Below are 26936 nucleotides of genomic sequence, written 5' to 3'. Positions count from 1 at the left end.
ACGCCTATAAAAAAAGGCCCCGTGGGGCCTTTAGGTAACATCACTTACCTTTAACTTAAGCTGATTTAGCAACCAATGCCTTTAAGCTGTTGCCTGCTACAAATAATGACGCTGCAAATAAGCCTATGTCTTTTAGTAAAAACTCACCCACAAAGCTCAGTACTGGGAAGCCCGCATCGCTTGTGATGCCTGGTAAAAATACCATCATACTGATTGTGACTGTAAATAATGCCATCGACAGTACACCGCCAATCACTGACAACGCAGGATTCACAAAGCGGCCAATAAATAATAAACCAATGATGATCTCAAGACTGCCTAGAAAGTTGACCATGCCCTGCTTTGAAAAAATAGCGTACATCCACGATACCAGTGGGTTATTAGCAATCATGCCATACATGCCCTCGGCTTGTCCGGCACTAAACTTAATGCCGCCAAACCAAATATAAATAACGCCAAGGGAAATATAGATTAACGGTAAGCCTGCTTTTTCAAGTTTGTTACCTAGGGTTGCTAATGTGTTTAATTGTGTTGTTGTTAGGCTCATAACGGGCTCCGGTGTATTTTGCAATTACAAACCTACTAGTAGGTAGGTTTATTGGTTAAAATTTTTAGTACTTCTTTGTACCCGGTTAGTTTTGCTGTTAGCGCAACTAACCGAGAGTGTATTAACAACACCTGTTTTAGCTTACTGTACTTTACAGGTATTTATAATCTGTTTGCTGGCACAATTAATGGCTTTTTTACTCAGCGTTAAGCCACGAGCATGCTTATACTTGCCTCGCAAGTTTGCTCAAATAACCCGTGATGTTGCCCTCGGTTAAGCATAAGTGCCCCTTTTATGGCACAACAAATAATGACGGCTTGTTGGTAAGGTGTTGCCTTAAACAAAAACTCACCGTTTTGCTTACCTTGTTCTAAAATACGTGAAAGTATTTGTAACTCTATACCTGCCAATTTATTTACTTGCTTTTGCAGTGGCTCGCTCATCAATTGTAAATCTGTTTGCATGGCGTAAATACCACACATTTGCTGTTGCTCTGCGCAGCTTTCAAAAATCGCAAAGTAACCTTTTAGTTGGTCTACCGCGTGCTGCTTAGTTTTAAGTTGTGAGTCTAGCTGCGCCAGTGCATCACATTTTTGTTGGCAATACGCTAAACCCAAATCAGCTTTTGCAGGAAAGTGATGATGAATACTGGCTTTGGTAATGCCCAATGTTTTTGATAAATCTGCATAGCTAAAACCGTTAAAGCCCTTGAGTTGAATTAACTCGTTCGCATGATGCAAGATAGTGTTGTATGTTGTGTTCATGCAGCTATATTACCTACCAGTAGGTAGGCTGGCAAGTTATTTTTTAACCTTAGGCAAAAAAAAGATCTCCTTAATCGTTTAAGATCTTGTTATTTATCGTTAAATTAATAAGCGTATCGTCACGTAGCAAATGCCTTTCGCTACCCTGTCATCAGATTTTTAATGCATCACTTTGCCTGTTTTATATAAACACTTTGTTTATAAACTGCACTTTATCTGCCATATATGGCCTTTTGCGCGTTAACGCTGCGTTGCTACAGCTAGTGTTTGTTTGTAAAGTGCGGCGGGCGGTTTGTATCTATTAATCGGTCGTGATCTGCATTTTGTAATGACGTTAGGCGTTTTATACGCTTATTTTTGGCTCGCCATGACGCGCAGTACTGAGACAAAAAAATAATTCATCACAGTGTTTAAAAAATGTCTTCAAAGCTTAATAAAAAGGCTATATTTTGTATCAAACCACTTAAGGACTGATGCTATGACGGTTAAAACGCTGATTTTCAATTTTGATGGGACAGGGAACGAACCCCGTGATGCGGAGCAGTTTAGTTCTGAACACTTTAAAGAAGATGCCAGTATTTCTAATATCCTCAAGCTGCATTTACTACTAGGTGGCACACTTAATAACGAACCCACAACTCAATTAGATAACCAACTTAGCTTTTACTACCAAGGTATAGGCACACAAGGCAGTCGTTTAAAGCGCTTATTAAATCAAACATTAGCCCCGCGTGATGATGATGTTGCCAGTATTTTAAACCACGCCATGGGTGACTTTAAAGCGTATTATCAACCAGGTGATTGTGTTTTATTAACCGGCTTTAGCCGTGGTGCAGCGCTGGCTCGTCGGTTTGCCAAATGCCTTGAACCCTTTATAACCGATCAGGTTTATCTGTGTGTGTTTGATACCGTGGCCTCCATTGGCCTATCTAAAGTCACCAAGGCAACCCGTGGTGCCGAACATGTTATTTTTGAAAACCATACTCTTGCTAACAATGTAAATGCTGCCTTGCATTGCGTGTCACTTGATGAAAAACGCCGTGCATTTGAGCCTACTCTTATTAATCATCAAGCTAATGTTGATGAAGTGTGGTTTGCCGGGGCACACTCCGATGTAGGTGGCGGGTATTACCGTGATGGCCTTGCCGATATTTGTTTGCGTTTTGCTATTGAGTGGTTGCTTGAAAAATCCTTGCCTGTGAGCTTTATTACCAGCCATGACATTGATTATGAGTTGCTCTTTCCAAGCGTTAAAAATGCATTGATCGCCCAAGACGATATGACCGTGACACCAGACCCATTAGCGCTTAGCCACCAGCAAAATTACTTTTGGTTTAACCCATTTTTTAAACTTGTTGATCGGGAGTGCTGTGTATTGGTAAATGAACAACAAAGTGATTTACCGCCTTTAGTTCATCACAGTGTGGCAAAACGAATTCATCATTTAACCAGCTATCGGCCTGAATCATTAAAAAGCTTAAGCTACCAACTTTTATACAGCGATAACACGACACTTAAATTTACCGGGTTAAGTGCCCATATTGGACTGATGAATCAAAATATGGCGGTGTTAAAAATAGACCAAAGTCACGATGTGTTGGTGTTTGCGTCTGAGCAATATAATGCGACGGGCTTAATGCTTGAGCAAGGCGCAACTTATCGCTTTACTCCCTACCCTGATCAATACTGGTTTGATGATGGCGTAAAATGTACTGCTGCTGGCTGGCACCGTGATAACGTTAAACTAGGGGTGAAAGAAATTCCTATGGCGCTGCTCGAACCCTTTAGACGTTTGCCACAATCGCCTTGGTTTGCTCTTGTTGGCGCAATTGATTTCACCGATGACGACGCTTTCGAGGTTGCGGTTGGCGGCGAGTTTAAAATGCTGCATTCAGGAGAGTTTACGCCTTTTGCCAATGACTTAATGCGTTTTTATGGTGCTAATGCAGGTAAAATAAAAGTAAAAGTAACGCGTTTAGGGTAAGCCTTTACTGCGTGTAGTTATCAATAATTTCTGTAATAGGTGTTTCGAGCTGCTTAATTGCATCATCAATTTTTTGGCTTTGTGCAGTGTTAACCGTTTTATTGCTAAACATAAAGTGAATGGGGTTGTCGTTTACAATATAGGGGTGCAGTGAAATGCCCGTAATATTTTTTTCCGCCATTAAATATAAGCCGGATACTTCGTCGTCTATCATAAAGTCGACTCGTTTTGCTTTAAGCATTAAGAGCCGTTGGTTAATCATTTTTACTGGCACGATGAGGTTTTTATAGTTTGTTTGTTGGCTTAACTGTGCAAACTCCTCGCCGTAAAATCCTCCGCTGTTAATCACAAAGGTTTTGCTACTTTGCATTAAGTGTTGCAGGTCATGTTTTATAAAAGCGCTATTTTCATACCAAAACAGGCGCATGCGTTCTCGCCTATAGGGCAGTGAAAAGTGGCTGTACTTTGCTCTTTCGTCGCTATAACTGGCTGCAGGTAACACATCAACTGTGCCTTTTTTTAGTTCGACTAACCCTCTGATTGATGAAGGTAAAAGTACAAACTGACTACAAAAGCCCGCCTTTTTTAACACTAACCGGGTTATGTCTATATCAATACCACTGAGCGTTCTCTCCCCTTTGAATACATAAGGAGGCCACGGTTGACCTATACCCACTTTGAGTGTTTGTTCACACGCAAAGCTTGCATTGGCAACTAACATAATAATAAGGCATAGGTATTTAATAACGAACTCTCTGCATTGCGTCGTCTATTGTATAAGTATGCAGCAATCTGAAGGAAACACAAAAAAAGCAGCTAAAAAGCTGCTTCGAATGAGTGAGTCACTTAAATTGCCACCTGAGAGTAGGTCAGGTGGCGTTTGTTTAAATTAAAGTAACTTCCATACGTCAGCTGAGCCTGGCTCATTTCCTTGAGTCCACCACTTAGCTTGGTATTTGTTGCCGTTGTGAGACACTTCATCACCACTGTTATACACAGCTGATGATTGCCAAACAACACTGCCAGAACCATCTACAGGTTGCGTTGTTGCTTCCCATACACCGCCTAAATCAGGACGATTACCTTGAGTCCACCATTTTGCTTTATATTCAACGCCGTTATAAGTCACTAAATCGCCACCTACGTAAATCGCAGCCGCATCCCAGCTACCTGTTGGTGGTACTGTTGTATCAGTGTTTGTTACTGTAACTGTAAAGCTTTGTGTTGTGCTTAGCTCACCATCGCTCACAGCGACCGATACGGTTAGATTTGTATCAGCATCAACATTACCTGCCTCTAAACTAACGTTTGCGCCGCTGCCTACAAGGGTTAAACCTGCTGGCACTGTCCATGTGTATGAAAGTGCATCGTTTTGCGCATCAGTTGCAACAACTGATACGTTAGCAGATGCGCCTTCTTCTACACTTACATTGGCAATTGCATCAACACTTGGTGCGGTGTTATCACCACCACCTGTGGTAGGTGCAATAACGTTTACAGTTACGTCACGGCTTACTGTTGCTTCGCCATCAGATACACTAACTGTCACTACGTATTGCGTGTCAACCGTAACAGCAGGTGCGGTGATCACAAGTGAAGCACTGTTTTGGCCTGATACAGCTAGGGCGCTGTCTGCTGTCCAGCTAAAGCTTAGTGGGTCATTGTCAGCATCGGTTGCAGATGCGGCTACAGTTACACTTTCACCTGCGTTTACAGACACTGTTGAAGACACTGAAAGCACTGGTTTTTTGTTACTTGGTGGATTAACTACACCGCCTAAACCATCGTGCATAGCGTTAAGGATATCGCCATTATCGGCATCGATTTCCCATGCAAATAAACCACCTAGGTTGTACTGCTTAACATACGCACCTTTAGCAAGTACCGAGCGGCGGTTATCATAGGTGATCAACTTACCACTACTACGGTTCCATACATAAGCGGCTTCTGCCATTTCGTCGTAACCCGCTTCAAAACCATTAACGCCTTGCTCATCAGCACCTAGCATATAAGTTTTAATGCCTTTGTAGTCAATTACGCCGTCTTCCCATACACCCTGAGCAGTAGAGCCTTTTAGCTTACCATTACCTGGTGCGGTCATTGGGTTACCATCAATAGTAGTATTTTGTGGGTAAACACCTTCCCAACCACGGCCGTACATGGCTGCGCCTACTACAATTTTTTTCGACGGTACATTTTGCGCTAGTAATAGCTGTATTGCATTGTCTGTGGTGTACGCAGGGCCTTTACGTGGCTCGCCATTTTCATCTAATCCCGTACCATTACATTGGCCTACACTCATGTGTTCACCACAGTAAAGTGCCGTTTGGTGACCTGTTACGCCGCTCCATGCACCGTAAAAATCGTATGTCATGGCGAAAATATAGTCCATGTGCTGGCTAGCTGCTTGGTAGTCAACGTCTTCAATTTTGTCGTAACCTGCACCAATAGCCGACGTTAGCTCATATGTACGGCCTGTTTCTGCTTCAAGTTTATCAAGCATGGCACGTAACTCTTGCATTAGCGCCACATAAGCTGGACCGTCGTTTACTGGGTCGCCAATGTCTGGGTTAGGGCCGTCACCACCTGGGAATTCCCAATCGATATCAACACCGTCGTAGAATTTCCATGTTCTTAAAAACTCTTCCATTGAGGCAATAAACGTGTCGCGGTTAGCTTTATTGGTAAAGCCACCAAATGGGTCTGATAATGTCCAACCACCTACAGATGGTAAAATTTTCAAATCTGGGTAGCGTTGTTTAAGTGCCATTAATTGTGAGTAAGTACCACGAATCGGGTCTTTTGCATCAACGCCTGGCAACGCTTTTTGTACTGCCGCCCATGGGTCGTGAATTACCACTTCGTAATCTGAAGAGCCCGCACAAGCAGTATCTAGTGCACGCTTTGGACCACCTGTTAATGAGTCATTAGGGCCACAAATTGGAATAAAGCCGTATAGAATGTGGCTTAAGTTTTGTGCTGGCATATTAGTTACATCGTAATCGCGGCCATAAATACCCCACTCAACAAAGTAAGCGCCTGTTACTAGGCCTTCTTTGGTGCCAATGTCGCGGTTATTTGGATCTACATCCATCGGCAATGGCGCTAAGTGGCCACCGTCAGTATCAGCAATAACAATGGGTTTGCCTGCACTGCGTGCACACGTTGTGCCGCCTTCACATAGCTCAACATACATTGTATGACGGCCTGCTTTATTATATGGGAATGTGATAGTGCCTTTTTTGCTGCCTGCTGCAAGTGCGCCTTCATTTACTAGCATCTCATCAAAATAGACTTTGTAGCTGTCGCCACCGTCGCCACTCCAGGCACTCCACTCAATATTGATAGTTACTTCATCAACGCGCGAAACAAGTTGCTTATATGAGCCTGTGCCCTCTAAATCAACTTGTACAAATGAGTACTGTTGTGGTTCCCAGTTAATGCTTGGTGTAGAGGGTGCTGCCGCTGCGGTACTTGCAAATAAAGCAACACCAATGGCTGCGCTTAGTTGTTTGATATTCATAGGTCTCTCTTATCCATTATTTATGTAATTATTTAATAAGTTTGAACTGCAAAACTTAGGCTTTATTAAAGTTTGGTCCATACATTGGCTTGCCCTGGCGTATCGCCCTGGGTCCACCATTTAGCGCGATAGCGCTGTCCTTGATACGTTACTTCTGCGCCAGCTTGGTAGGCTTTGCTGGTATTCCAAGTAGCCGTTGTGCCAGCTTGTGAGGTTGATTCCCATGCCGCTGAGCTATCTGGTTGTTGGCCTTTGTTCCACCATTTAGCGGTGTAAATAACGTTAGCAAAACGGGCTTTGTCGTTTGCTTGATAGATCTGAGTGCTGTCCCATTCAGGGACTGTTGGATCAACAGGATCTACAACAGGTACATCGTTAACCGTGACACTAAAACTGGTTTGGGTACTTAATTGACCATCCGATACAGATACTGCAATGGTATAATCGGTGTTTGCTGATACCTCTGCAGTGGTTAAGTTGATGTTGGCACCAGAGCCTGTAAAGCTTAGCGGTGTAGGCACTGTCCAGCTGTAAGTTAGCTCACTTTGCTCATCATCAAAGGCGTGTAAATGAATTGCAGTTGTGGTGTTTTCATCAACTACGAGGTTATCTGGAGTATGTACAATGGGTGCTGTGTTTGTTGGCGCACCTTGCACACTCAAGGCGTACGTATAATTTGCATCGCTGCTGTACACTTGGTTAATCAACACATCGGTTGCATCAAATGTAATGTCGCCCGCTTGGTTTTGCACCCCAATTTGCACTAAGTGTGCGTAATCAAGGTTAAGCTGCTCTGCCAATGCTTGTTGCCAATTTGCTTGGTTGTCGGCATTGATTTTAAGCTGTTGATTGATCACCTCTTGGCCTGTTTCGTCAAATAAACGCACCCATACGGTGTCGCCTGCAATGGCGTTTTGTCCTTGGCGAACAAAGTAACCGACGCTAGTCCATGCATTTGGATCCGTCGGGCCTGCGTCATTTACTATGTTGATGTCGCTACAGTTATAAAAACCTTCACCAACCACATCATTACGTTGCCAACGGCTATATAGAATGGCCTCGCCGCTGCGGTCTTGTGGAATTGCAACATTCATTTCGTAGTAACGTTTACCGTCGGGGTCTTTAACAACCTCAATATTGTCGTGCTCTTGCACTAGCTGTAAGTCTTGCCAAGTTAGTACATCAGTTGCGCTATTGAAGCTTGGCTTGGTGATGTAAAACTGCCAAAAGCTTGGGTTGTGCGGGGTTGATGCAAGGTAACGTATTTGAATATCACCATTGGCGTTGGGCACTACATCGCTACGCTGAAAGTGTGGTGAGGGTAAATCCATACCGCGTTTTGCGTTATCACCACCTGCACATAAAAGCCCATTCGGTACTTTTACCTCGACGGCGGCTTGGTTTAGGTAATCAGGAGTATTCACTGAAAACTCAATTTCTTGTACAAACTGTACGGTGCCTGATTCTAAATAAGCAGCACGACATGCTAAGTTTGGAATACTGCTGCCATCTACTGGCCACCAATAACCGCCATCTGCTTGGCAAAATGCTTGGCGGGCTTTGGGGCTGTCCATGTAACCATGCGCATTAACATGTGCAGGCGCTATGCTCAGTAGCACAGTACTGGCAATTGCCGAGAGCGACAATGTGTTTAATTTGATTGATGTCATTGTGTTGTCCTCAAAAAGACTATATTTAAGGGTGAGTGAATGCTCACCCTCTTTTATTGTTATTGTTTACAGGCTACAGCTTTTGCTCCAATCGGCAGTGCCTGGCTCTGAGCTGGTCCACCATTTGGCTTTATACACTGCATTGTTATGCACCATTAGATCGCCGCCAGCAGCATGGCTAGGGTTGCCTGCCCAGTCGGTTTGGGGGAAGTTTGGATAAACCGCAATATCAGCAATTGCTACACCCTCACATGTACCTGATGTGTCACCGCCTCCATTACCGCCGCCTGTGTCACCACCGCCATTGCCTAAAGTGGCATCAGGGAGCATTGGGTACTCAGCTTTGAATGCGTAAGTTTTGCCATCTTTTTCAATGGTGAAGTTGCTAGGCCCTGTGATTGGCATGTAGTACATCACTTGCGCATTAACAGTTGCACCAGCACTAAAGTCTTTTGGTTGACCGCCCCATTCATTGTTCAGTGTGATTGAGAAACGGTGGAACTCGTTCTCAAAACCGCCAATATTATTACCCGCTGCGTTCGATCCATTTACTTCTACTGCCATGCCCAATTTTTCTTGCGCATTCCAGTTAGATTTAAAAATAGCTGAGGTTGATACCGGCACATCAAATGAGATTTTTGCACCACTTAAATCAAGGCTTGAGTTGTTAGTAAATGCAAATGTTGGGCTGATTGGGTAGTTATCATCGCCAATTGGGAAGTCTTTTGCAGTAAATGTTACATCTACTGCTTCAGCAGGCACTGTGAAGTTTGGATTTCCACCATGTACATCATATGCAACGCCGCTTTGATTAAACTTATCGTATGCAAGTGAAGTTAGCGTTGACCCCATGAAGTACTCGCCTTTGGCTGAGTCATAGTCAAAGTCACCAGCCAGCTCCCAGAACATAATACCGCCAAGGCCATTGTTGATAACGTAATCAACTTTTGTTGCCATCGACTCTTCATCTTCAATTGAAAGGAATACTTTTTTATCTGCGTTCCATAACCACGGTGCAACGGCAACGCTGTCATAGTGACGAGTATAAGTACCTGTTAAGCGGTCATCGGCGTCGGTATCAGGTGTTAAGCCATACACGCCTAAATACGAACCAACAATCCCATTTTCAAGGTTTTTAACATGCCATAATGGGTTTGAACCTGCTGGCATTTCCTGACCTGCATCGTTCTTATCATGCCAAAGGTTATCAATGCCTAACGCACCATTACCGCATTTGTTTTTCTCACCTACGCCAGTACCTTTAGCGCAATCAGCTTGGTTTGGTAATGCCGCTTGGCCCCATAAACCGTTTGTTCCGCCTGATACATCTTTGAAGCCACGGGTATAATAAGGTAAACCAATATTGATACGACCCGCTGACATCGCACCACGGAAGTAACGCACTGCCCAATCAGTATTTAAATAACCAATGCCTTCAAACTCTTTGGTGCCGTATACATTCCATTGCGCAAGCTCTGAGTCTAAGCCAGTATCAAATAATGCCGCGTTATGGCCTACGTGTGAGTTCCATGCGCCGTGTAAGTCGTACGACATGATGTTAACGTAATCAAGGTATTTAACAGTTTGGAATGTTTCCATACCGCGTAGCAAATAACCTGAAGATGGCGATGCAATCGTGAGTAAATAATGTTTACCCGCAGCCTCACCTGCACGGTCTAACGCCTCACGTACTTTTTTCATTAGCACTTGGTATGAGGCATTTAAACCACCACGACGTGCGTTTGAAATTGGGAAGTCATCAGGATGGCCTGAGTCATTCATTGATGATGGATATTCGTAATCGATATCAACCCCATCAAAACCATATTTTTCAATAAACTCAACTGCACTTTGCGCAAATGCATTGATACCTGCATGGTTAACTGAACCATCAGCATTGGTGGTCATGGTGTAAAAACCACCGCTTGCAACACGGCCTGTTTCATCAAAGTAACCGCCGGTTTCAGCCCAACCGCCCACAGATATGAGTGTTTTTACATCTGGGTGTTGTTTTTTGTATTTGTTTAACAGGTTAAAGTGACCTTTGTAGTTAAACTCTGGGTCCATTTCTGCGCCAACTACGCCCGGCCATTCCATATTAGTGGCAGGGTTATTTACTGACGCAGGATCGCCAATTGATACTTTGTTGTTTGCATCAACATGGGCAAATGCATAGTTGATGTGGGTGATTTTATCCCACGGAATATCGTTCACTAAATAGCTGGGTTGACCATTAGCGCCATTACGCCAGCTAGTAAAGTATCCAATTACACGGCGTGGATGATCTGGGCCCATGATCTCACGACCATCTGCATCATAGATTGTACAGTAAGGCGTATTTACACCGGGTGTTTGATACAAACCTTGGGGACGACAATCACTGCCCGTAACTGGGCCGGTATTTTCGTCAACAACCGTTAATACTTTTGTTACTTGCGCTGTTGCACCGTCGTTATCGGTCACCGTTAGAGTAAAAGTTGCCTGACCAAGTGCCGTTGCTTGCCATGCAAAACTGCTCTGTGGTGAGTTTGATTGATGAACATCCACCCCGTTTGCTGCAAAGCTTAGACCCGTTACTTGGCCATCACTATCAGTACCAGAAAGTGCAAACACCACCTGCGAACCAACAACCAGTTGATCCGGTAGCGTGCTAAATGAAATAGCGGCAACGGGTGCTTGATTTACAGGGTCAACTACAACGGCATCGCTCACACTAATTGTTTGTGTAATTTGTGGTGATTTTGCGCCTTGATCATCTGTTGCAACCGCACTAATTTGATGTGAACCAGGGGTAGCCTGCCAATTTGCACTAAACGGTGCAGTGGTATCAACCAGTACTGACGTACCATCAACAAAAAACTCAACATTGGCGACTGTGCCATCAGCATCTGTTGCTGATGCCAAAATGACAACGCTGTCTTTATCGGCAAATTGAGATCCATCAGCTGGGCTTAAGCTTGAAATCGATGGGCTTTCATTTTCAGTGACAGCGCTGTCACATTGACCCAACAATTTCCATTCTTGCCAGTCACCTGCATTCTCCACAGGGTTAGACTGCGTCCACCACTTGGCTTCATACGCGCTTCCTTGTGACTGCACTTGACTTGCGCCTGTGTGTGTTTGACCTGATTGCCATGAAGTTAGCGCACTACAGTCAACTGCTGCATGCGCACTTAGACCAATAACGCTAAGTGATAGGGCACTTAACTTAAAGGCATTTATTAATATATTACGTGAGCTCATCTGCTCCTCCGCCCAGGGGTTAAAAATAACATTTACTTTACAACTGAACTCAAAATTAACACAGTTTACACATACGTCAACTTAATTTTCGAAAATAAAGGTACAAATACAGACCAAAAACAAATAAAAAAGGACTTACAACTTTTTATTTTATAATCTTAAAGTATTAATTAAGTGATTAATTAACTTATATTTGAGGTAATGTGACATACCTTAACTGAACACAAAATTAACATTAAATTAACCTAACTTCATGAGTATTTGCGCGGGCTTGAGCTGAGGTTTACGCTAACGTAAAAAGAACATTCCGGGGATAAATTGTGCTTTATATAACCAAAAAGCCCCACATTAGAAAAAAGTTATCTAAGCGGGGCTTCATTTTATTATAATTTGGCAAAAAGCCTTATTTGATTACTGCTTCTTTAAGCAGCCATTAAATAAGACTCTCGTCCTACGTGTTTGTTGTTGCGGCTGTAAGAACCTTTGCCTTTTTTAGCTTTTACAACTTGTGGCTTAAACACTTTTGATGTGACCAATGCTGCTAACGCGTTGTCACGAATAACGCCACGACCGGTGTCTAGTTTACTGTTTGTTTTTACCTTTTTGCTCATATCTGACCTTTAAATTTAGAAAGTATTTTGTGCATATGCACATAAATTGAAATGGCGATTGTATGCGTAAATTTCAACAGCGCAAGCATTTTAAATACATTTTAGCGGTTTATGTTCGAAAAAAAGCGCAGTAGACACTGCGCTTAAAAATATGTAGTGAGCGATTAAAAGCTAAAACTCATTTTTGCATAATAGGTCATGCCATCAAAACCATAAGGCAAAGCTCTTACAGGGTATTTGAACGCTTGGTTAGTTATAAAATCAAGTACTTCATCTTGACCTAACTCATCAGGCGTTACATCAAATAAGTTATCTATTCCCATGTTTATGGTGAGTGACTCACTTAACTCATAGCCAACATTTACATCAACTAACACCGCCGATTCCACAATACTGGTGGCTTTAAACTCACCCGTAGGTGATAACTCATTAGGTAAACCAATGTGATCATTACCAAAGTACTTCACATCAGTCTCACCATAGTAGTTGAAACGCAACATGGCACTTGCTGCATCTCGCTCATAATCAAATGTTAAAGTGCCTCGTTCACCTGGCTGACCATCCGTTAAAAAACTACGTTGAATATCATCTAAGGCAATACTTTGTGGTATGCCAGTAGGCGCATTAACATTATCGATTTCAGTTGTGTTTAAGTTACCTGCGAACGTTACTGAAAAATTACCGTCGTATAAATCTGTACGGTATGAGGCAATAATATCAACCCCTTTGGTGGTTGAGTCTACTGAGTTTGAGAAGTAAGCAGCTTGATCGGCACCTGTTTTAGCTAATGCAGCTACAGCCGCAGGGCTAAAGGCAACATCGCTTGCTGATAAGAAGCTACCCAATGTAATACGGTCTTGTATAGCGGTGTGGTAAAAATCAACGGTTAATGACAACTCGCTGCTTACATCATAAACAAAACCAAAGCTGATATTTTCAGAGCTTTCTAACGCTAAACTCTCCACCCCTAATGCTGCTGGAAATTCAGAGCCAGCAGTGGCAATAAACGATTGCTCAAGTACCCCGCCAGCACCTAAATTCGTGGTGTAAGCGGTGTATGCACTTTGCTGCAATGACGGTGCTCTAAAGCCAGTCGAAAGCGCGCCACGCACGGCAAAGTCATCTGAAAATTCATAGCGTGAGGCTATTTTACCAATTAAGTCATCACCCGCATCTGAAAAGTCTTCATAGCGTAATGCTGCACTGATATTCCACTCATCTGTTAGCATTGTTTCAGCATCAATATAGATGGCATAACTTTCACGCCCTTGCTTATTTGATGCTTCAGGACGAAGCCCGTTGTATGCTTGGAAGCCACACTCTGCAAATTGACTTGAATCGTTTACCGCAGGGTATGAAGTGTCCATGTTTGCCAAACCACAGGCATAGGATGCTTCAGCCCCAGGCACTATTTGGTAGTTCTCTTCTCGGTATTCTGCACCTACAGCTAAATATATTGGCTCGCTTGTGCCAATATCAATAACGCCAGTAAGGTCTGCATTGATAGTGGTTTGATCAAACCTAAAGCCACCTGAATACCCTCCATTTGGGCCTGAATTTGCAGCGATATCTGCATCACTTGCATTGGGGTTGTTAAATAGGTATTCAGCCGCGTAAGAGGCATTTAATGTATTACGTGATGTAAAATCGTATTGGTTTTCACCATACACAGCGGATACGTCGTAGCTGTAATCCGTATTTAAGTCGCCTTTGACCCCTAGCGCAACTGACATATCCTGCGCTTCATTATAAATGCGTGGTAAAAACCCATCGCTGTAGACTTGAGTTACGTTTTTAGCTGCGGCATCAAAATTACGGTAAAAACCATTGCCTAATGCGGTGCGCTCGGAGTAACCACCAAATGAATAAAGTTCAACATCGCCCATTGGTAGCGCCATGTTATAAAACAATGATGTGAATTCACTATCAGCATTACCTTGCCCCCAGCGTACATCATCGGATAAGGTTCCGTATGGCACATCTGATGAACCGCCAATGTCACGTTGTGCGCGGTTAGTACCGTCAGCATCACGATATTCTGCGGAGAAGTTGATGAAACCACCTGCATCTGAAATATCAAAACCACGGTTCAAACCAATGGTTAACGTATCACCATCACCTTCTTTGGTGCTGCCCATTTGGACATAACCTTTGGTAATACCTGTTGAATCATTTAATGAGAGGTTTATTACCCCTGCAATGGCGTCAGAGCCATACTGAGCTGCAGCCCCATCACGTAAAACCTCAACTCCTTTTAATGCGGATAATGGAATCGCGTTCATGTCTGTTCCGGCTGCACCTGCTCCTACGGTGCCAACCAATCCAAATATTGATTGGTTATGGCGACGTTTTCCATTAACTAAAACAAGGGTTTGATCAGGCTGCAAACCGCGAAGTGTTGCAGGACGAAATAGATCCGAGCCATCCGATACCTGCGTACGTGAAAAGTTAAACGAAGGCGCCGTAGCTTGTAAGCTTTGACCTAACTCTGTGAATCCACCTTTGTTTAGCGTATCCGCATCGATTAAATCAATTGGCGAAGAAGACTCGGTAACTGTGCGGTTTGATACACGAGAACCCAATACGGAGATTTGTTCTATATTTTTTTCTGCTTGAACTGGCTGTTCTTGCGCTATTACAGCCGGGGCGCTCATTGCAAAGGCAACTGCCACTGCTAGTGAGCTAAAACGAAATGTTGTCATACTGTGTTCGACCCTGTAATTCACTAACTCATGGATTGCGGCACGAGTGAGCTAATTTAAATTATTGGTTTAGTTCATCATTTAGTCACGCTAAATGCGTAACTTAAAAAATGCCTTACCAAGCATCCTAGCAATATCTGTCTCTAAAAAGAAACACATTTAGCTACGACAATGGTCGAAATATGCAATTTTTATCTAAATTTTATAATAAAAAATTAATTTGATTGAATTTCACTCAAAAAAAAGCATGATTATTCAAATCATGCTTTATTCAACTGTTAAAAATTAACCTTCTTCTTCTAACAAGGCTAGTTTTTCGTCTTCGAGCATTAAGGCCATTGAGGCAATTGAGACTAAACTTTCATCTAAACCTGCAAACAGAGTGGTAAACCCAGCGCTAAGAGTTGTTGGATCTGTGTGCTCTGCTAATGCTTTATCCCACATTGCAAAAGTAGCGAGTAAATTTAGGCTTGCTTGAAAATTATCAACAAACAGCTGGCCATCTTCTTTTGGCTTGGCTTGCTGCTTATCTACATTAAGTAAGAAATTAAAATCTTGCTGCCATACTTCTTGGTTGAGCATGTATGCTGCTAAATACCCTGTACACCAATTTTGTAATGCAACACTGGGAGCTTGTGTATTCTCTGCTGGGGCATAAAGTATTTTTAAAATATGTTTTTGGGCAATTTGCGCTTCAGTCAAGCCGTCTAGCAAACTGTTCATTGCGTCGCGCTCTTTTGAATCGTTCATCAATGTATTGAACACAGCTTCATTATCACCTGCAATATAACTGGCTATTTCTGATTCACCATAAAACTCTGAACACGCAAGTAATCCACTGATAAAACCCACTACATGGTCAGTGCTTAATTTATTTGACTCAGAATGTTGTTGCAATAAACTTGCAAGCAGATTCAAGCTGTCTTCGTTGATCATAATTTTCCCTAAAATTTTACGGCACTCAATACTATTTATAAATACAGTAGAGGGTTAAGCTAATTTATTCAAATATTTTAACAAATTAACAGAGGTTAGATTTTATATAGTCACCCTATAGGTTGACCACTGGGAAGAAACAACTCACTTTTGTCCCTTGATTCTCTGTACTGTCTATTTCAATTGTTCCTAAGTGGTCCGTCACCATGGTATACACTAATGACATACCCATTCCAGTTCCTGTTCCAACTGCTTTTGTGGTGAAAAAAGGATTAAAAATTTGCGCCTTTACATCATCGCTCATTCCACAGCCATTATCAGTCACTGATATGACTATTTTTTCATTCTCAAAACCAGTATGTACATGAATATGCCCATCTCGCTCGCCCACTGCATCACACGCATGCTTGGCATTAATCAATAAGTTAACTACAACTTGGTTAATAGTTGATAAGTTGCACATGCTCAGTGGTAACGTATTAATACTCGTGGTGATGTTGTAATTATTAAGCTGATTTTTTAATAACTTTAAAGCGTTTTTGACACCATCAGCCATATCAGAAAGTTCTTTTTCATTATTTGATGGCCGTGAAAAGTCCAGCAAATTGCTCACAATAGTATTGATTCGTCTAAGACCTTCGTCACAGTCTTCAATGAGTTCTTTGATCTCTGTGCCTATTTCAATAAACGACTGTGATGTTCGTAATTTTTTTAATGCGCTTTTGAATGTCTCTTGCTCTAGTTTTCCAGATACGAACTGTTCATTTAATAGAAGTATTTTATCTATTGTTAAGCGTGTTTGTAGTAGGTACTCATTATTACTCATTACATATGCAAGTGGGTTGTTTATTTCATGTGCAACACCTGCCGCTAAGGTGCCAAGCGTAGACATTTTTTCTGCTTGAATAAATAATTGCTGCTGAACCTCAAGATCAGCCACTTTTTTTATTAACTCTTGATTAAGCGCATGCAGAACTTGGCTTTTGTCTTCAATTAATTGCTCAGCTTTAATTCGAGCCGCTCGCTCTTGATAATATGCTTGCTCAAAATCGTTGCTTTTAGCCGTCATTTTCTTCCAATCGTGTGTAATAAACATTTAAAATACATGATTCAGCGCCTCGGTGTTGGCACAGCGGATGTGTTATTTTGACCGACATATCAAAATGATCACCAGCTCCATAAATTAAGCCTTCTGCTAAGATGCATAATTTGCGCGGTGAATTGTAATGGATTTCAATATGCCCAGATGTGATCATTATACAACGCATGGTGGGTAAATTAGCTCCACGATGCAGCTTGTTTACTTCTTTGTGGATCACATTGTTTATGTTTAAAATAAGGGCTTCAAAATGGGCAAAGCGACTAACAACGACTTCATAATGCTGCATTAAATGCGCGAATAAATGACGCCCAAATAAGGCCAACACTTCATCACGAACGATTTGCAGTGTCTCGCAAATATCTGCAACCATTGCATAGAGCTCTGTATCGGGGTAATCATTCACAGCAACGTAACAGCGCCCTTCAGCCGCATATTTATCTTGTAGCTTATCCCAATAAGACTCATCTGTATGCTGTACAACCATCGTTTTTAAAGCACAAAAAATACTCCCCTTCATCGTACTTTACAGCCACAGTGACGCATATGTACTGTTGATGGCCTAGAATAAATGTCCTTTATTGCCACAGCTAAAAATATTAAATAAATAATAGTGAATCATCTCCAATGAGTTAAATAAATGAGTGAGGTTCACTTACTATAATAGTGGCACAATACATTTTGATGTCTTTGCATTACTTATATTTATAAAATTAGCACAATTTATTTTTTTCACACGTTTATAAACTGGGTTTCACGCGCTATGTTTAAAGTGTATAAAAATAAAGGAGTTGTTTGTGGAGACGTCAGCTATTCAAATAATGTGTGTAGACGATGATGAAATCGTGCTGCGGTCTTTATCAAGGCTGTTGAAAAGTCAGCACGAAAATGTGTTAACTTTTACAAATCCACTTTTAGCGCTAGAGCAAATCAAACAGCACGAGTTTGCAGTAATCATCAGTGACATGCGTATGCCGCAGATAAACGGCGCTGATCTGTTTAATCAGGCTCAGGCGATTTCCCCAGATTCTCAACGAATCTTGGTGACTGGCTTTACCGATATAGATACCACCCTAGATGCTGTAAATAAGGGCAAAATACATGGGTTTATTCAAAAACCTTGGCAAAATAGCTTGCTGTTGAGCACAGTGGCTGACAGCGTCGAAAAATATAAATTAAAAAAACAAAACCAACGACTGCAACAAAAAATAACAGAGCAGAATAAGCAACTTAAAGAGCTTAACAATTCGCTAGAGCAACGTGTTGAGAAGCGCACTAAACAAATTAAGCTGGTTTTAAAAAAGTTAGAAATCGCCAATGCGCACGAGGTTGACGAGCATCAGAGCACTGTTGAGGTTTTGTATAACTTTATTAACGCCAACCCATACCTAGATGGTACTAAAGCGCAAAATATTTCTAATACCTGCACTGAAATCGCCAAACAGTTAAAACTCCAGCCAAAAAATATTGAAATGGCATCAATGGCGGGTTATTTAGCACAAATAGGCTTGCTTGCTATGGACCCTGATCTGTATAAAAAACCTGTCAATGAATTAACGGATCAACAACGTAAAAACTTTTACACGCACCCAAGTACTGCACAATTAATGCTCATGCCCGCAACTCATTTACATGAGGTTTCTGAGGCTATTTATCATCAATATGAATATTATAACGGCAATGGCATTCCCAAAGGTATAAAAGGAAATGAAATCCCCCTCAGTGCAATGATTTTGGCTGTTGCTCGAGATTATTGGAACGCTTACGAAAACAACAACTTAGAACTTAGCAAGCGCCACCAGCATGCAATTGATGTGATAACTCGCTACAGTGGAAATTTTTATCATCCTAAAATTGTATCTGCGCTTGAACAATGCCAGCTAACATTTATAAAACAGCAGTCTCAAGTGGGCTCAATGAAAATAATAAGCGCAAAGGAATTACAAGTAGGTATGGTTTTAGGTCATGCGTTGCAAAGTCATGCTGGTATCATGCTTTTACCAAAAGATCATACGTTTAGTGCTAAGTCCATTGAGAAGTTACAACAACTAGAAGCTAAAAAACCATCACCATTTAGGATCATGATCAAATCATCGTGATTTAGTGATCTTTATTAGCCTTTTCTTCGTTACAATAGCATAATAATATATCTAATTACTGTCTATTTTAGGAGCAGTGCGTGTCGCGATTTTCAGCCGTTACCGATAACCCTCATGATCAGCGTTTTAATCAAAAAACCGGAATTTTACTCACCAATTTAGGTAGCCCAGATGCCCCCACAGCGAAAGCTTTGCGTATTTATTTAAGAGAGTTTTTATCTGACCCTCGTATCGTTGAGATCCCTAGGCTTATTTGGATGATTATCCTCCACGGTATTATTTTACGTATTAGACCTAAGCGCTCTGCAAAGCTATACGAAAGTATTTGGACGGAAAATGGCTCGCCATTAACACATATTACTCGCCAGCAACGCGATAAGCTTGATGCCTACATTAAAGCTCAAGGTTACACCAATACTGAAGTAGTGATGGCAATGCGTTATGGTAACCCATCTATTGAAGCGGGCCTTGAGCAACTTAGAGACAAAGGCCTAACGCGTATTGTGGTTTTTCCTTTGTATCCTCAATACTCAAGCCCAACAACAGGCTCAACTTTTGATGCTGTTGCCAAAGTACTACAAAAGTGGCGCTGGGTACCTGAACTTCATTTTATTAATGGTTACCACAAAAACGAACGGTACATAGAATCTCTTGCCAATAGCGTAAGTGAAGACTTACAAGCCAACGGTATTCCACAGAAGTTAGTTTTTTCGTACCACGGTATGCCGAAGCAGTTTTTAGATAATGGTGACCCTTATCATTGCTTGTGCTTGCAAACCACGCGTCTTGTTGTTGAAAAACTAGGCCTTGATAAAGACTTAGTAATTAGCACTTTTCAAAGCCGATTTGGTAAAGCTGAATGGTTAAAACCATACACTGACGCCACTCTTGAATCGTTACCGGGTGAAGGTATTAAAGACATCGCTATTATCAGCCCTGCATTTAGTGCTGATTGCCTTGAAACGCTCGAGGAGTTGGAAAGCGAAAATCGTGAAATATTTGAGCATGCAGGCGGTGAAAAGTATCGTTACATTGCAGCGCTGAACGACAGAGATGATCACATTAATGCATTATTTAATGTACTAAAACCTATGCTTTAACTAAAGCAGCTATTTTCAAGGCTGAGTTTTCACCCACATATAGAACTTAGTATGTGGGCGCTCCCCAATAAAAAGGCTCTAAAGCTTTATATTGCCGCGCAGCGCTTTGGTTTGTCCGTGCTTGGTTTTTTTATCCATGCGCTTGCGCTGCGAACTTCTGCTTGGTTTTGTTGCACGGCGAGCGCGTTGTAGTTTAGTAGCTGACACAATCAAATCTTTTAAGCGCTTTAATGCATCTTCTCTGTTGAGTTCTTGTGTTCGATGGCTTTGCGCTTTTAAAACAATCACTCCCTCTTTTGTTATCCTATTGTCATTAAGTTGCAGCAGTCGCTGCTTGTAAAAGTCAGGCAGTTTAGAGCGTTTAATATCAAAGCGAAGGTGAATAGCACTGGCCACTTTATTCACATTTTGCCCGCCAGCCCCTTGCGCTCTAATTGCAGTAAGTTCTACTTCCCACTCATCGATTGTTACTGTATTTGAGATAATTAACATTAGGTTCAGATAGTTTTGTCAAAATGAAAGTGTAACATTTGTTAGTAGTTGAGCCCACATATTGGCGCTTTGCTTAATCAAGTAGACTATTTTATAAGGAATTTAACATGAAAAAACTAGTGATGGCACTGAGCTTAATGGCAATGAGTTTTTCAAGCTATGCTAAAGATATGACTGAAAATGAGCTAAAAAGTTACATCCAAGCCCTTCCCGCAGTTGTTGACTGGTCAAATGAGCAAGATGCACTTAAAAGTGCTAATTTAAAAAGCTTACTTAGCAGTTCAGATAGCAATAACAATGCGTTAGCATTAAGCGCACTGGGTACGATTAAAGATAATGATTTATATAAAGAATTTGCGACACTTACCAACCAGTATGGTTTTACACCAGAGCAGTTGCTTAGCGTAGGCACTGAAGTATCAATGGCCTATTTTGAGACTATTAAAAGTGATTTATCACCCAAGAATAAAGAAAAAGTGAATCAGCTTATGGGTGGACTACAAAGTATGGGTGCGACTAAAGATAAAGGCGCAACTTCAATGATGGGCATGGTAGGTAACTCTGCAAGTGCAAACAGTAGTGAGGCACCTTTAGTAAGTGCTCATAACCTTGAGCTTGTTAAAGAATATATGCCGCAATTAAAACGATTATATGCTGCTTTGCAATAAGCATTATATAAAAATAAACAAGCGACCTTAGTGTCGCTTTTTTATTGCTTGTTAGAATGGCATCTTTATACTGAACACAATCTATGATCGGACTTTAATAAATTTATGCCGCGGAATATTCTACCAAGCGTACAAACACCAGACGAACAAAAATCCCTCTGCGCTTTACTTGCGCACCTGTTAAGCGCCTCGTCGTATGGTTTTCAACATTCAGTTCAGCAAATCACTCAGCGGCTATTTCGTCAAATAAAACCCGGCTATTCATTTTCTAAAACTGAGCTAGACACACTAACAACTCAGTTGGTAGAACAAAATTTACTGTTGAAGCTCCCTTTTGGCCCTCATTATAAAGTAACTACAGATGCAGTCCCCTTTATAGTCATTAATCTCAAGCAACACCAAACAAGCTTAATTGCGCCATTATTGACTGAAATCAGCCATGTTTATCATCAGCAAGACAAAGCACTAAACTTTATTACCTTATTACTACTGCATTTTGATAACCCAAAAAAACACTTTGTTGTTAATGCTGAATTTGATCTAGGCGAACAGTTTGTACATTTACTTGGCCAATCTCAATTTGCTAATCAGCTTTGGGAAATACTACCAAAACAATGGCAGCAAGAATGCCTGATTCACTTCGCTCACGCACAATTTTTTAATTTAATGGCACCAAAACCTTGGCCTGCATTAGTAAACTCGTGTGATGGGATGAGTGAGCACACGCGTTATTATTTTAATGAAAACCTTGCAGTATTATTACAAGACAATCAATACGATGAGTTACTCGATAGCCAAGCAGATTGGCAACACGCATTTTTTTTAGAGGCAAATACCCTTGCTATTAAGGGCGATGCACCAGAAACAGCAATAACTCACTACAAAAGTGCACTCACCCGTTTTAGAAAAAGATTTGGTAAGGGCTATTATCCCGCACAAATGACAGGGCTGCTTTACACGCTCTGTTTGCTAATTAATGGCAGTGCTGCTGATATAAAGCAATTAACCACGTGTAAAAATTGGTACTACAAACACTTTGGTGAAGACGCTTACACCAGTATGGCCGTTGATTATTTGCTTGATAATGATCCTATTTCACAGTTTCCTAGTTATCGGCTCATCAACAGATTAAACAACTTGATGATTAACCCTAACGCAGTTGCGGCTTTATTTTGTTTTTTAATTGCATTGGTGAAATATGCCAACGATGAACAAATAGATGAATTACGGGGTCAATCGGCGCTACTTAAACAGTTATTAGATACGCTTGCTGATCATTCACATTGGTTAGGCGAACAGTGTTTACACTTAGCCAAGTGGCTCAGCAATGATACAGCACTGCCTAACGAAGGTATTTTGCAATACTTTTCGCGAGTACCGCAATGGCAACGATGGCTCGATGAAGTTAGCCAAATCAACGAGCAAAAAAACACTATGCGTGTAATTTGGCAACTTGATCTTACCCACCTTGACTTGCCGCTTGTACAAGCAAAAGTACAACAACTTAATGCAAAAAATGAGTGGACTAAAGGCCGTAAAGTGGCCATTCACGATCTTGAAAATGAGCAATATCAGCCAGCCTTAACTGGAGCCGATATCAATTTAATACACGTTATTTATAATCATGCCGGCTTTGGTTATCAAGAAGTACAAGCAACTGCGAAAGTGCTGCAAGCCTTGATTGACTTTAATAGCTTAGAAGATCATCGTGGCGATCCACTTACCTTAATACAAGGTGAGTTTATTATTGAAATAGCCAAAGATAAAAACGACTGTTATAAGCTGGTATTAAAGCCAACAATCGATGATTATGATGGTGATTTTTTACTCACTCATAGCCATGGCAATAGCTACCAAGTATTCGCAGTAGGTGAAAAACAACAAAAATTACAGCAGTTATTTGAGCAGCAACCTAATAACCTGACCGAAGAGCGCCTACCGCAACTTAACGCAGCACTTAAAGCCTTAGCCAATGATCATCATATAAGTAGCCAACGCAGTGAGTTTGCCGAAGTGAATAATGTGCGCCTAGGTGATTGCGAGTTCAGTGCCGTCATTAAGCTCACGCATATGGGTATAGACGTCAACTTTTATGTTATGCCCTATACTGTTGATGGTCCGTGGTTAGAGCCTGGTGAAGGAGCAACCAGTATAGTTTATAACGACGATACTCAGAGCAATAGTGTTGTAGTTAAGCGTGATCTGAAAGCAGAAAAACGCACATTCAAAAAACTGCTAAAAAATCTTAACGGTGTGTTTGTAGATAAAAATCATCAGCTCAACTCATCGCTGCAGCAATTTTTTATACCAGAAGATATAAGCCAAGCAATAGAAACCCTCGAACAGGCCAACAAAAGTAAAGCCTTGGTACTTAGCTGGGATGAAAGCAGTCAGGGTATGAAGCTTGCGAGCAGTAAACACCTCTCACTAAATCTTAATGACGATAGCGATTGGCTAAGTGTTAGTGGTGATGTTTCACTACCTAGTGGCGATATTTACACACTACAAACACTACTCAAAGCGCCGCGCCGTGGCAGTATTATCAATTTAGATAATGAGCAATCGCTGATCCTAGATCAGCGTTTGACTAACTTACTCAATCGTCTAGAAGGCATGCAACACGATAACGAAGATATTGAACAGTTGCGTATCGCTAACGCACGCGCGTTGCCATTGCATCAAACACTGGCTGATTTAGGGGATGTTACATTTGGTGAAAACTGGAAAACACGATTAGCTCAATTTAATCAAACAGTCGAGCCAGTTTTACCTGCTCATTTGGTTAACGTGTTACGTGATTATCAAATCATAGGCGTTAAATGGTTAATGCAACTTGCTAATTGGGGGCTCAATGCCTGTTTAGCCGATGACATGGGCTTAGGTAAAACACTTCAAACACTCAGTGTATTACAAATGCGTAGCCACCTTGGCGCAAGCTTAGTGGTTGCACCTAAATCGGTGTGCCATAACTGGCAAGCAGAAGTCGAACGCTTTGCCCCTACATTAAATATAAAAACCATTGCTAACGCCACTATCTGTGAGGAAGTATTAAGCACTGCAAGCGCAAATGATTTAGTTATTGTCAGTTATGGGTTATTACCATTAATTGGGGAGCAACTTAGTGAGTTTGAATTTTCTAATATTGTGTTTGATGAAGCACAAGCAATTAAAAATCCATTAAGTTTGCGTTCAAAAGCCGCATTCGCCCTCAACGGACACTTTAAAATTGCCCTTTCTGGCACGCCTATCGAAAACCATTTAGGAGAGCTTTGGAGCTTATTCAACTTTTTAATGCCTGGTTTTTTACACACGTTGCCGATGTTTAAAAAACGTTTTGGTAATGCCGATAAAAACCAACAGCAAGCTGATACCCTTAAAACCTTAATTGCCCCGTTTATATTGCGCCGTACTAAGCAAACAGTGCTTACTGAACTGCCAGAAAAAACCGAAATAAACTTAACCTTTGCATTGTCTGAAAAAGAACAAGCACTTTACGAAGCAACGCGTTTAAATGCTTTAGAACAAGCCAATCAAGAAGATAGTCAGTATATTACCATTTTGGCATCATTAACTAAGTTACGCCGCGCTTGTATAGCACCACAGTTATTGCTTGAAAACAGTAAAATGCCTTCAAGTAAACTCGATACCGCCGAAGCAATTATTACCGAACTGCTTGAGAATAATCATCAGGCCCTCATTTTCAGCCAATTTGTAGATGTACTGAAACTCGTAGAGCAACGATTACAAAAACGAGGCGTTGATTACTGCTATTTAGATGGCAGCATGAGCACCAACAAACGTAAGCAACAAGTTGAAAAGTTTCAAGCAGGTAAGGCCCCGCTGTTTTTGATAAGTCTAAAAGCCGGCGGAACAGGGCTTAATTTAACCGCCGCAGATTATGTATTGCACCTTGACCCATGGTGGAATCCTGCTGTTGAACAACAAGCATCAGATAGAGCGCATAGGCTTGGCCAAACTCGCCCTGTTACTGTATATCGATTGATAGCTAAAAATACAATTGAAGAAAAAATTCTTCAATTGCATGAGCATAAACAAGCGTTAGCTGACAAACTGTTGGCTGGTAGTGGTGACGTTGGTCAATTATCAAAAGACCAATTACTGGCTCTTTTAGCTCATCAGGCAGAGTAAAGGCTACTGGTGTGCCAGTGTTACTGTAAAGGGGCTGGCATCTTCTAACTCGTCAAGCATTTCAGGGCTAGGTAGGCAAATATCCTGAACAAAATGCAGTACATCTGGCTGTGGCTCACCAAATAGTATGTCGAGCGCTAAACGATCTTTTCCGTAAAGGCCGCGGTGAATCATGTTGGCTGAAAAGATAAGTAAATCACCCGCCTGCATTTCTATCGTGTGCCCCGTGGCAAGGTCGTCGTGTGTATTGCTATCATCTGTAGCTAGACGTGTTGCCAACTCTTGGGGTGTATCCCAGCGTCGATGTGTGCCAGGGACAAGTTCAATACCGGGCTCATCTTCCAAGGCGACACGACAATGAATAACTTCAGGTCCAGTTAACGCAGCTTGCTGTTCTTTTATATCTAAGTGATATTGCATATCCCGGTGCCAATAATTCTCTTGCTCTGGGTTCACCGGATTAAAGAACAATTGGGTATTCATAAAAGCAGCACGCGTTAAAATAGAATCAACCTGAGCCATTAATTTAAAGCTGGCAATAAATTTAAATAACACCATTCGCTGCGCGTCATTTAGATAAGTATTTGCCGTTAAGTAGGCGCTATTAACCGCCTTGCTTTTGTAAAAGTAGTGGTTGTCGGGGATCCATTGCTGATGAAAACACTTTACAACATCGCGCACTTCGCAAAGCTCTGCTTCAGTATAAAAACCGGGAATATGAAAAAAACCAGTGCTACAAAATTGTGTGTTGATCATTTATCACCTTGGGACTGTAAAATAGTACCAACCTGCTGCTGAAGTGCGGGTAATACATCCGCTTCAAACCAACGATTCTTACTCAACCAACTATTATTTCGTGGGCTTGGGTGCGGTAACACTATTTTACTAGGCCAATGCTCACGCCATGATTTTACTAACTCAGTTAGCGGTGTGTTCTTATGTTGCGGCAAATGATATGCCTGTGCGTACTTACCCAAAACAATCGTTAACTTTATGTCAGGTAATGCATTTAATAAAGCTTCACGCCACGCAGGAGCGCATTCCTTTCGTGGAGGTAAATCACCTGAACGGCCTTTGCCTGGGTAACAAAAGCCCATTGGCAATATCGCTATTTTAGTTGCATCATAAAACGCTTGTTTATTTATACCCAACCATTGACGTAATCGTTCACCGCTCGCGTCATCAAACGGTTTACCTGTTTGATGCACTTTAAGCCCAGGTGCTTGACCAGCAATTAAAATGCGCGCTTTTGCATTAAATTGAATCACTGGGCGCACGCCTAATGGCAGTTTAGATTCGCAGATCATGCAATTACTAACTTGTTCGACTAAATTACCTTGCCTCACTGG

General features: G+C 41.6%; 19 protein-coding genes. 5 read left to right on the top strand and 14 right to left on the bottom strand.

What is annotated here, in order from left to right; genetic code table 11:
* Positions 1–55: 55 nt before the first annotated feature.
* Together ACFI4Z_RS04895 and ACFI4Z_RS04890 are read right to left on the bottom strand one after the other, a co-directional pair.
* Positions 56–547: a DUF417 family protein gene (locus tag ACFI4Z_RS04895; protein ID WP_462669583.1), complete on the bottom strand. Its 492-nt coding sequence runs from the start codon at positions 545–547 to the stop codon at positions 56–58.
* A 206-nt stretch (positions 548–753) separates the two neighbouring features.
* On the bottom strand, positions 754–1311 hold the full coding sequence (locus ACFI4Z_RS04890; RefSeq protein WP_462669582.1) for a TetR/AcrR family transcriptional regulator: 558 nt from the start codon (positions 1309–1311) through the stop codon (positions 754–756).
* A 478-nt stretch (positions 1312–1789) separates the two neighbouring features.
* Here ACFI4Z_RS04890 and ACFI4Z_RS04885 point away from each other — a divergent pair, with 478 nt between their 5' ends.
* A complete protein-coding gene (locus ACFI4Z_RS04885; RefSeq protein WP_462669581.1) occupies positions 1790–3295 on the top strand; it encodes a phospholipase effector Tle1 domain-containing protein in 1506 nt (501 codons plus the stop codon).
* A gap of 4 nt (positions 3296–3299) precedes the next feature.
* Here ACFI4Z_RS04885 and ACFI4Z_RS04880 read toward each other — a convergent pair whose 3' ends face one another.
* From ACFI4Z_RS04880 to ACFI4Z_RS04840, 9 genes are all read right to left on the bottom strand, one after another.
* Positions 3300–4016 (bottom strand): substrate-binding periplasmic protein, encoded by a 717-nt coding sequence (locus ACFI4Z_RS04880; protein ID WP_462669580.1) that lies wholly within the window; start codon positions 4014–4016, stop codon positions 3300–3302.
* A 168-nt stretch (positions 4017–4184) separates the two neighbouring features.
* The gene (locus ACFI4Z_RS04875) at positions 4185–6818 is read right to left on the bottom strand and encodes a glycosyl hydrolase family 18 protein (protein ID WP_462669579.1); all 2634 of its coding nucleotides are present in this window, start codon (positions 6816–6818) and stop codon (positions 4185–4187) included.
* 65 nt (positions 6819–6883) lie between these two features.
* A complete protein-coding gene (locus ACFI4Z_RS04870) occupies positions 6884–8488 on the bottom strand; it encodes a lytic polysaccharide monooxygenase (RefSeq protein WP_462669578.1) in 1605 nt (534 codons plus the stop codon).
* A 66-nt stretch (positions 8489–8554) separates the two neighbouring features.
* Entirely contained in the window at positions 8555–11731 is a 3177-nt protein-coding gene (locus tag ACFI4Z_RS04865; RefSeq protein WP_462669577.1) for a glycosyl hydrolase family 18 protein, read from the bottom strand.
* A 422-nt stretch (positions 11732–12153) separates the two neighbouring features.
* Positions 12154–12342, bottom strand: a complete 189-nt coding sequence (locus ACFI4Z_RS04860) for an alternative ribosome-rescue factor A (RefSeq protein WP_462669576.1) — start codon at positions 12340–12342, stop codon at positions 12154–12156.
* Between the two features lie 164 nt (positions 12343–12506).
* Complete coding sequence (locus ACFI4Z_RS04855; RefSeq protein ID WP_462669575.1) at positions 12507–15044, bottom strand: TonB-dependent receptor plug domain-containing protein; 2538 nt, start codon at positions 15042–15044, stop codon at positions 12507–12509.
* Between the two features lie 285 nt (positions 15045–15329).
* On the bottom strand, positions 15330–15980 hold the full coding sequence (locus tag ACFI4Z_RS04850) for a UPF0149 family protein (RefSeq protein WP_462669574.1): 651 nt from the start codon (positions 15978–15980) through the stop codon (positions 15330–15332).
* A 115-nt stretch (positions 15981–16095) separates the two neighbouring features.
* The gene (locus ACFI4Z_RS04845; protein ID WP_462669573.1) at positions 16096–17049 is read right to left on the bottom strand and encodes a sensor histidine kinase; all 954 of its coding nucleotides are present in this window, start codon (positions 17047–17049) and stop codon (positions 16096–16098) included.
* Positions 17039–17599 (bottom strand): heme NO-binding domain-containing protein, encoded by a 561-nt coding sequence (locus ACFI4Z_RS04840; protein WP_462669572.1) that lies wholly within the window; start codon positions 17597–17599, stop codon positions 17039–17041. Before ACFI4Z_RS04840 ends, ACFI4Z_RS04845 begins: the two co-directional genes overlap by 11 nt.
* Before the next feature lie 301 nt (positions 17600–17900).
* Here ACFI4Z_RS04840 and nosR point away from each other — a divergent pair, with 301 nt between their 5' ends.
* On the top strand, positions 17901–19178 hold the full coding sequence (gene nosR / locus ACFI4Z_RS04835) for a response regulator c-di-GMP phosphodiesterase, NosR family (RefSeq protein ID WP_462669755.1): 1278 nt from the start codon (positions 17901–17903) through the stop codon (positions 19176–19178).
* Positions 19179–19258: 80 nt separating this feature from the next.
* On the top strand, positions 19259–20278 hold the full coding sequence (gene hemH, locus ACFI4Z_RS04830; protein ID WP_462669571.1) for a ferrochelatase: 1020 nt from the start codon (positions 19259–19261) through the stop codon (positions 20276–20278).
* 78 nt (positions 20279–20356) lie between these two features.
* Here hemH and arfB read toward each other — a convergent pair whose 3' ends face one another.
* A complete protein-coding gene (gene arfB / locus ACFI4Z_RS04825; RefSeq protein ID WP_462669570.1) occupies positions 20357–20770 on the bottom strand; it encodes an alternative ribosome rescue aminoacyl-tRNA hydrolase ArfB in 414 nt (137 codons plus the stop codon).
* Between the two features lie 107 nt (positions 20771–20877).
* Here arfB and ACFI4Z_RS04820 point away from each other — a divergent pair, with 107 nt between their 5' ends.
* Together ACFI4Z_RS04820 and ACFI4Z_RS04815 are read left to right on the top strand one after the other, a co-directional pair.
* Positions 20878–21438, top strand: coding sequence for a short-chain dehydrogenase (locus ACFI4Z_RS04820; RefSeq protein WP_462669569.1), 561 nt, complete (start codon positions 20878–20880; stop codon positions 21436–21438).
* A 105-nt stretch (positions 21439–21543) separates the two neighbouring features.
* Positions 21544–25587 (top strand): DEAD/DEAH box helicase, encoded by a 4044-nt coding sequence (locus ACFI4Z_RS04815; protein WP_462669568.1) that lies wholly within the window; start codon positions 21544–21546, stop codon positions 25585–25587.
* 3 nt (positions 25588–25590) lie between these two features.
* Here the strand turns inward: ACFI4Z_RS04815 and ACFI4Z_RS04810 are convergent, their stop codons facing one another.
* Together ACFI4Z_RS04810 and ACFI4Z_RS04805 are read right to left on the bottom strand one after the other, a co-directional pair.
* Positions 25591–26343, bottom strand: coding sequence for a phytanoyl-CoA dioxygenase family protein (locus ACFI4Z_RS04810; RefSeq protein WP_462669567.1), 753 nt, complete (start codon positions 26341–26343; stop codon positions 25591–25593).
* Entirely contained in the window at positions 26340–26894 is a 555-nt protein-coding gene (locus ACFI4Z_RS04805) for a uracil-DNA glycosylase family protein (protein WP_462669566.1), read from the bottom strand. The genes ACFI4Z_RS04810 and ACFI4Z_RS04805 overlap by 4 nt, the downstream gene beginning before the upstream one ends.
* Between the last annotated feature and the right edge of the window lie 42 nt (positions 26895–26936).

This window comes from Pseudoalteromonas sp. RWi3 (genome assembly GCF_054960735.1).
This window is presented reverse-complemented; position numbering and strand designations above follow the sequence as displayed.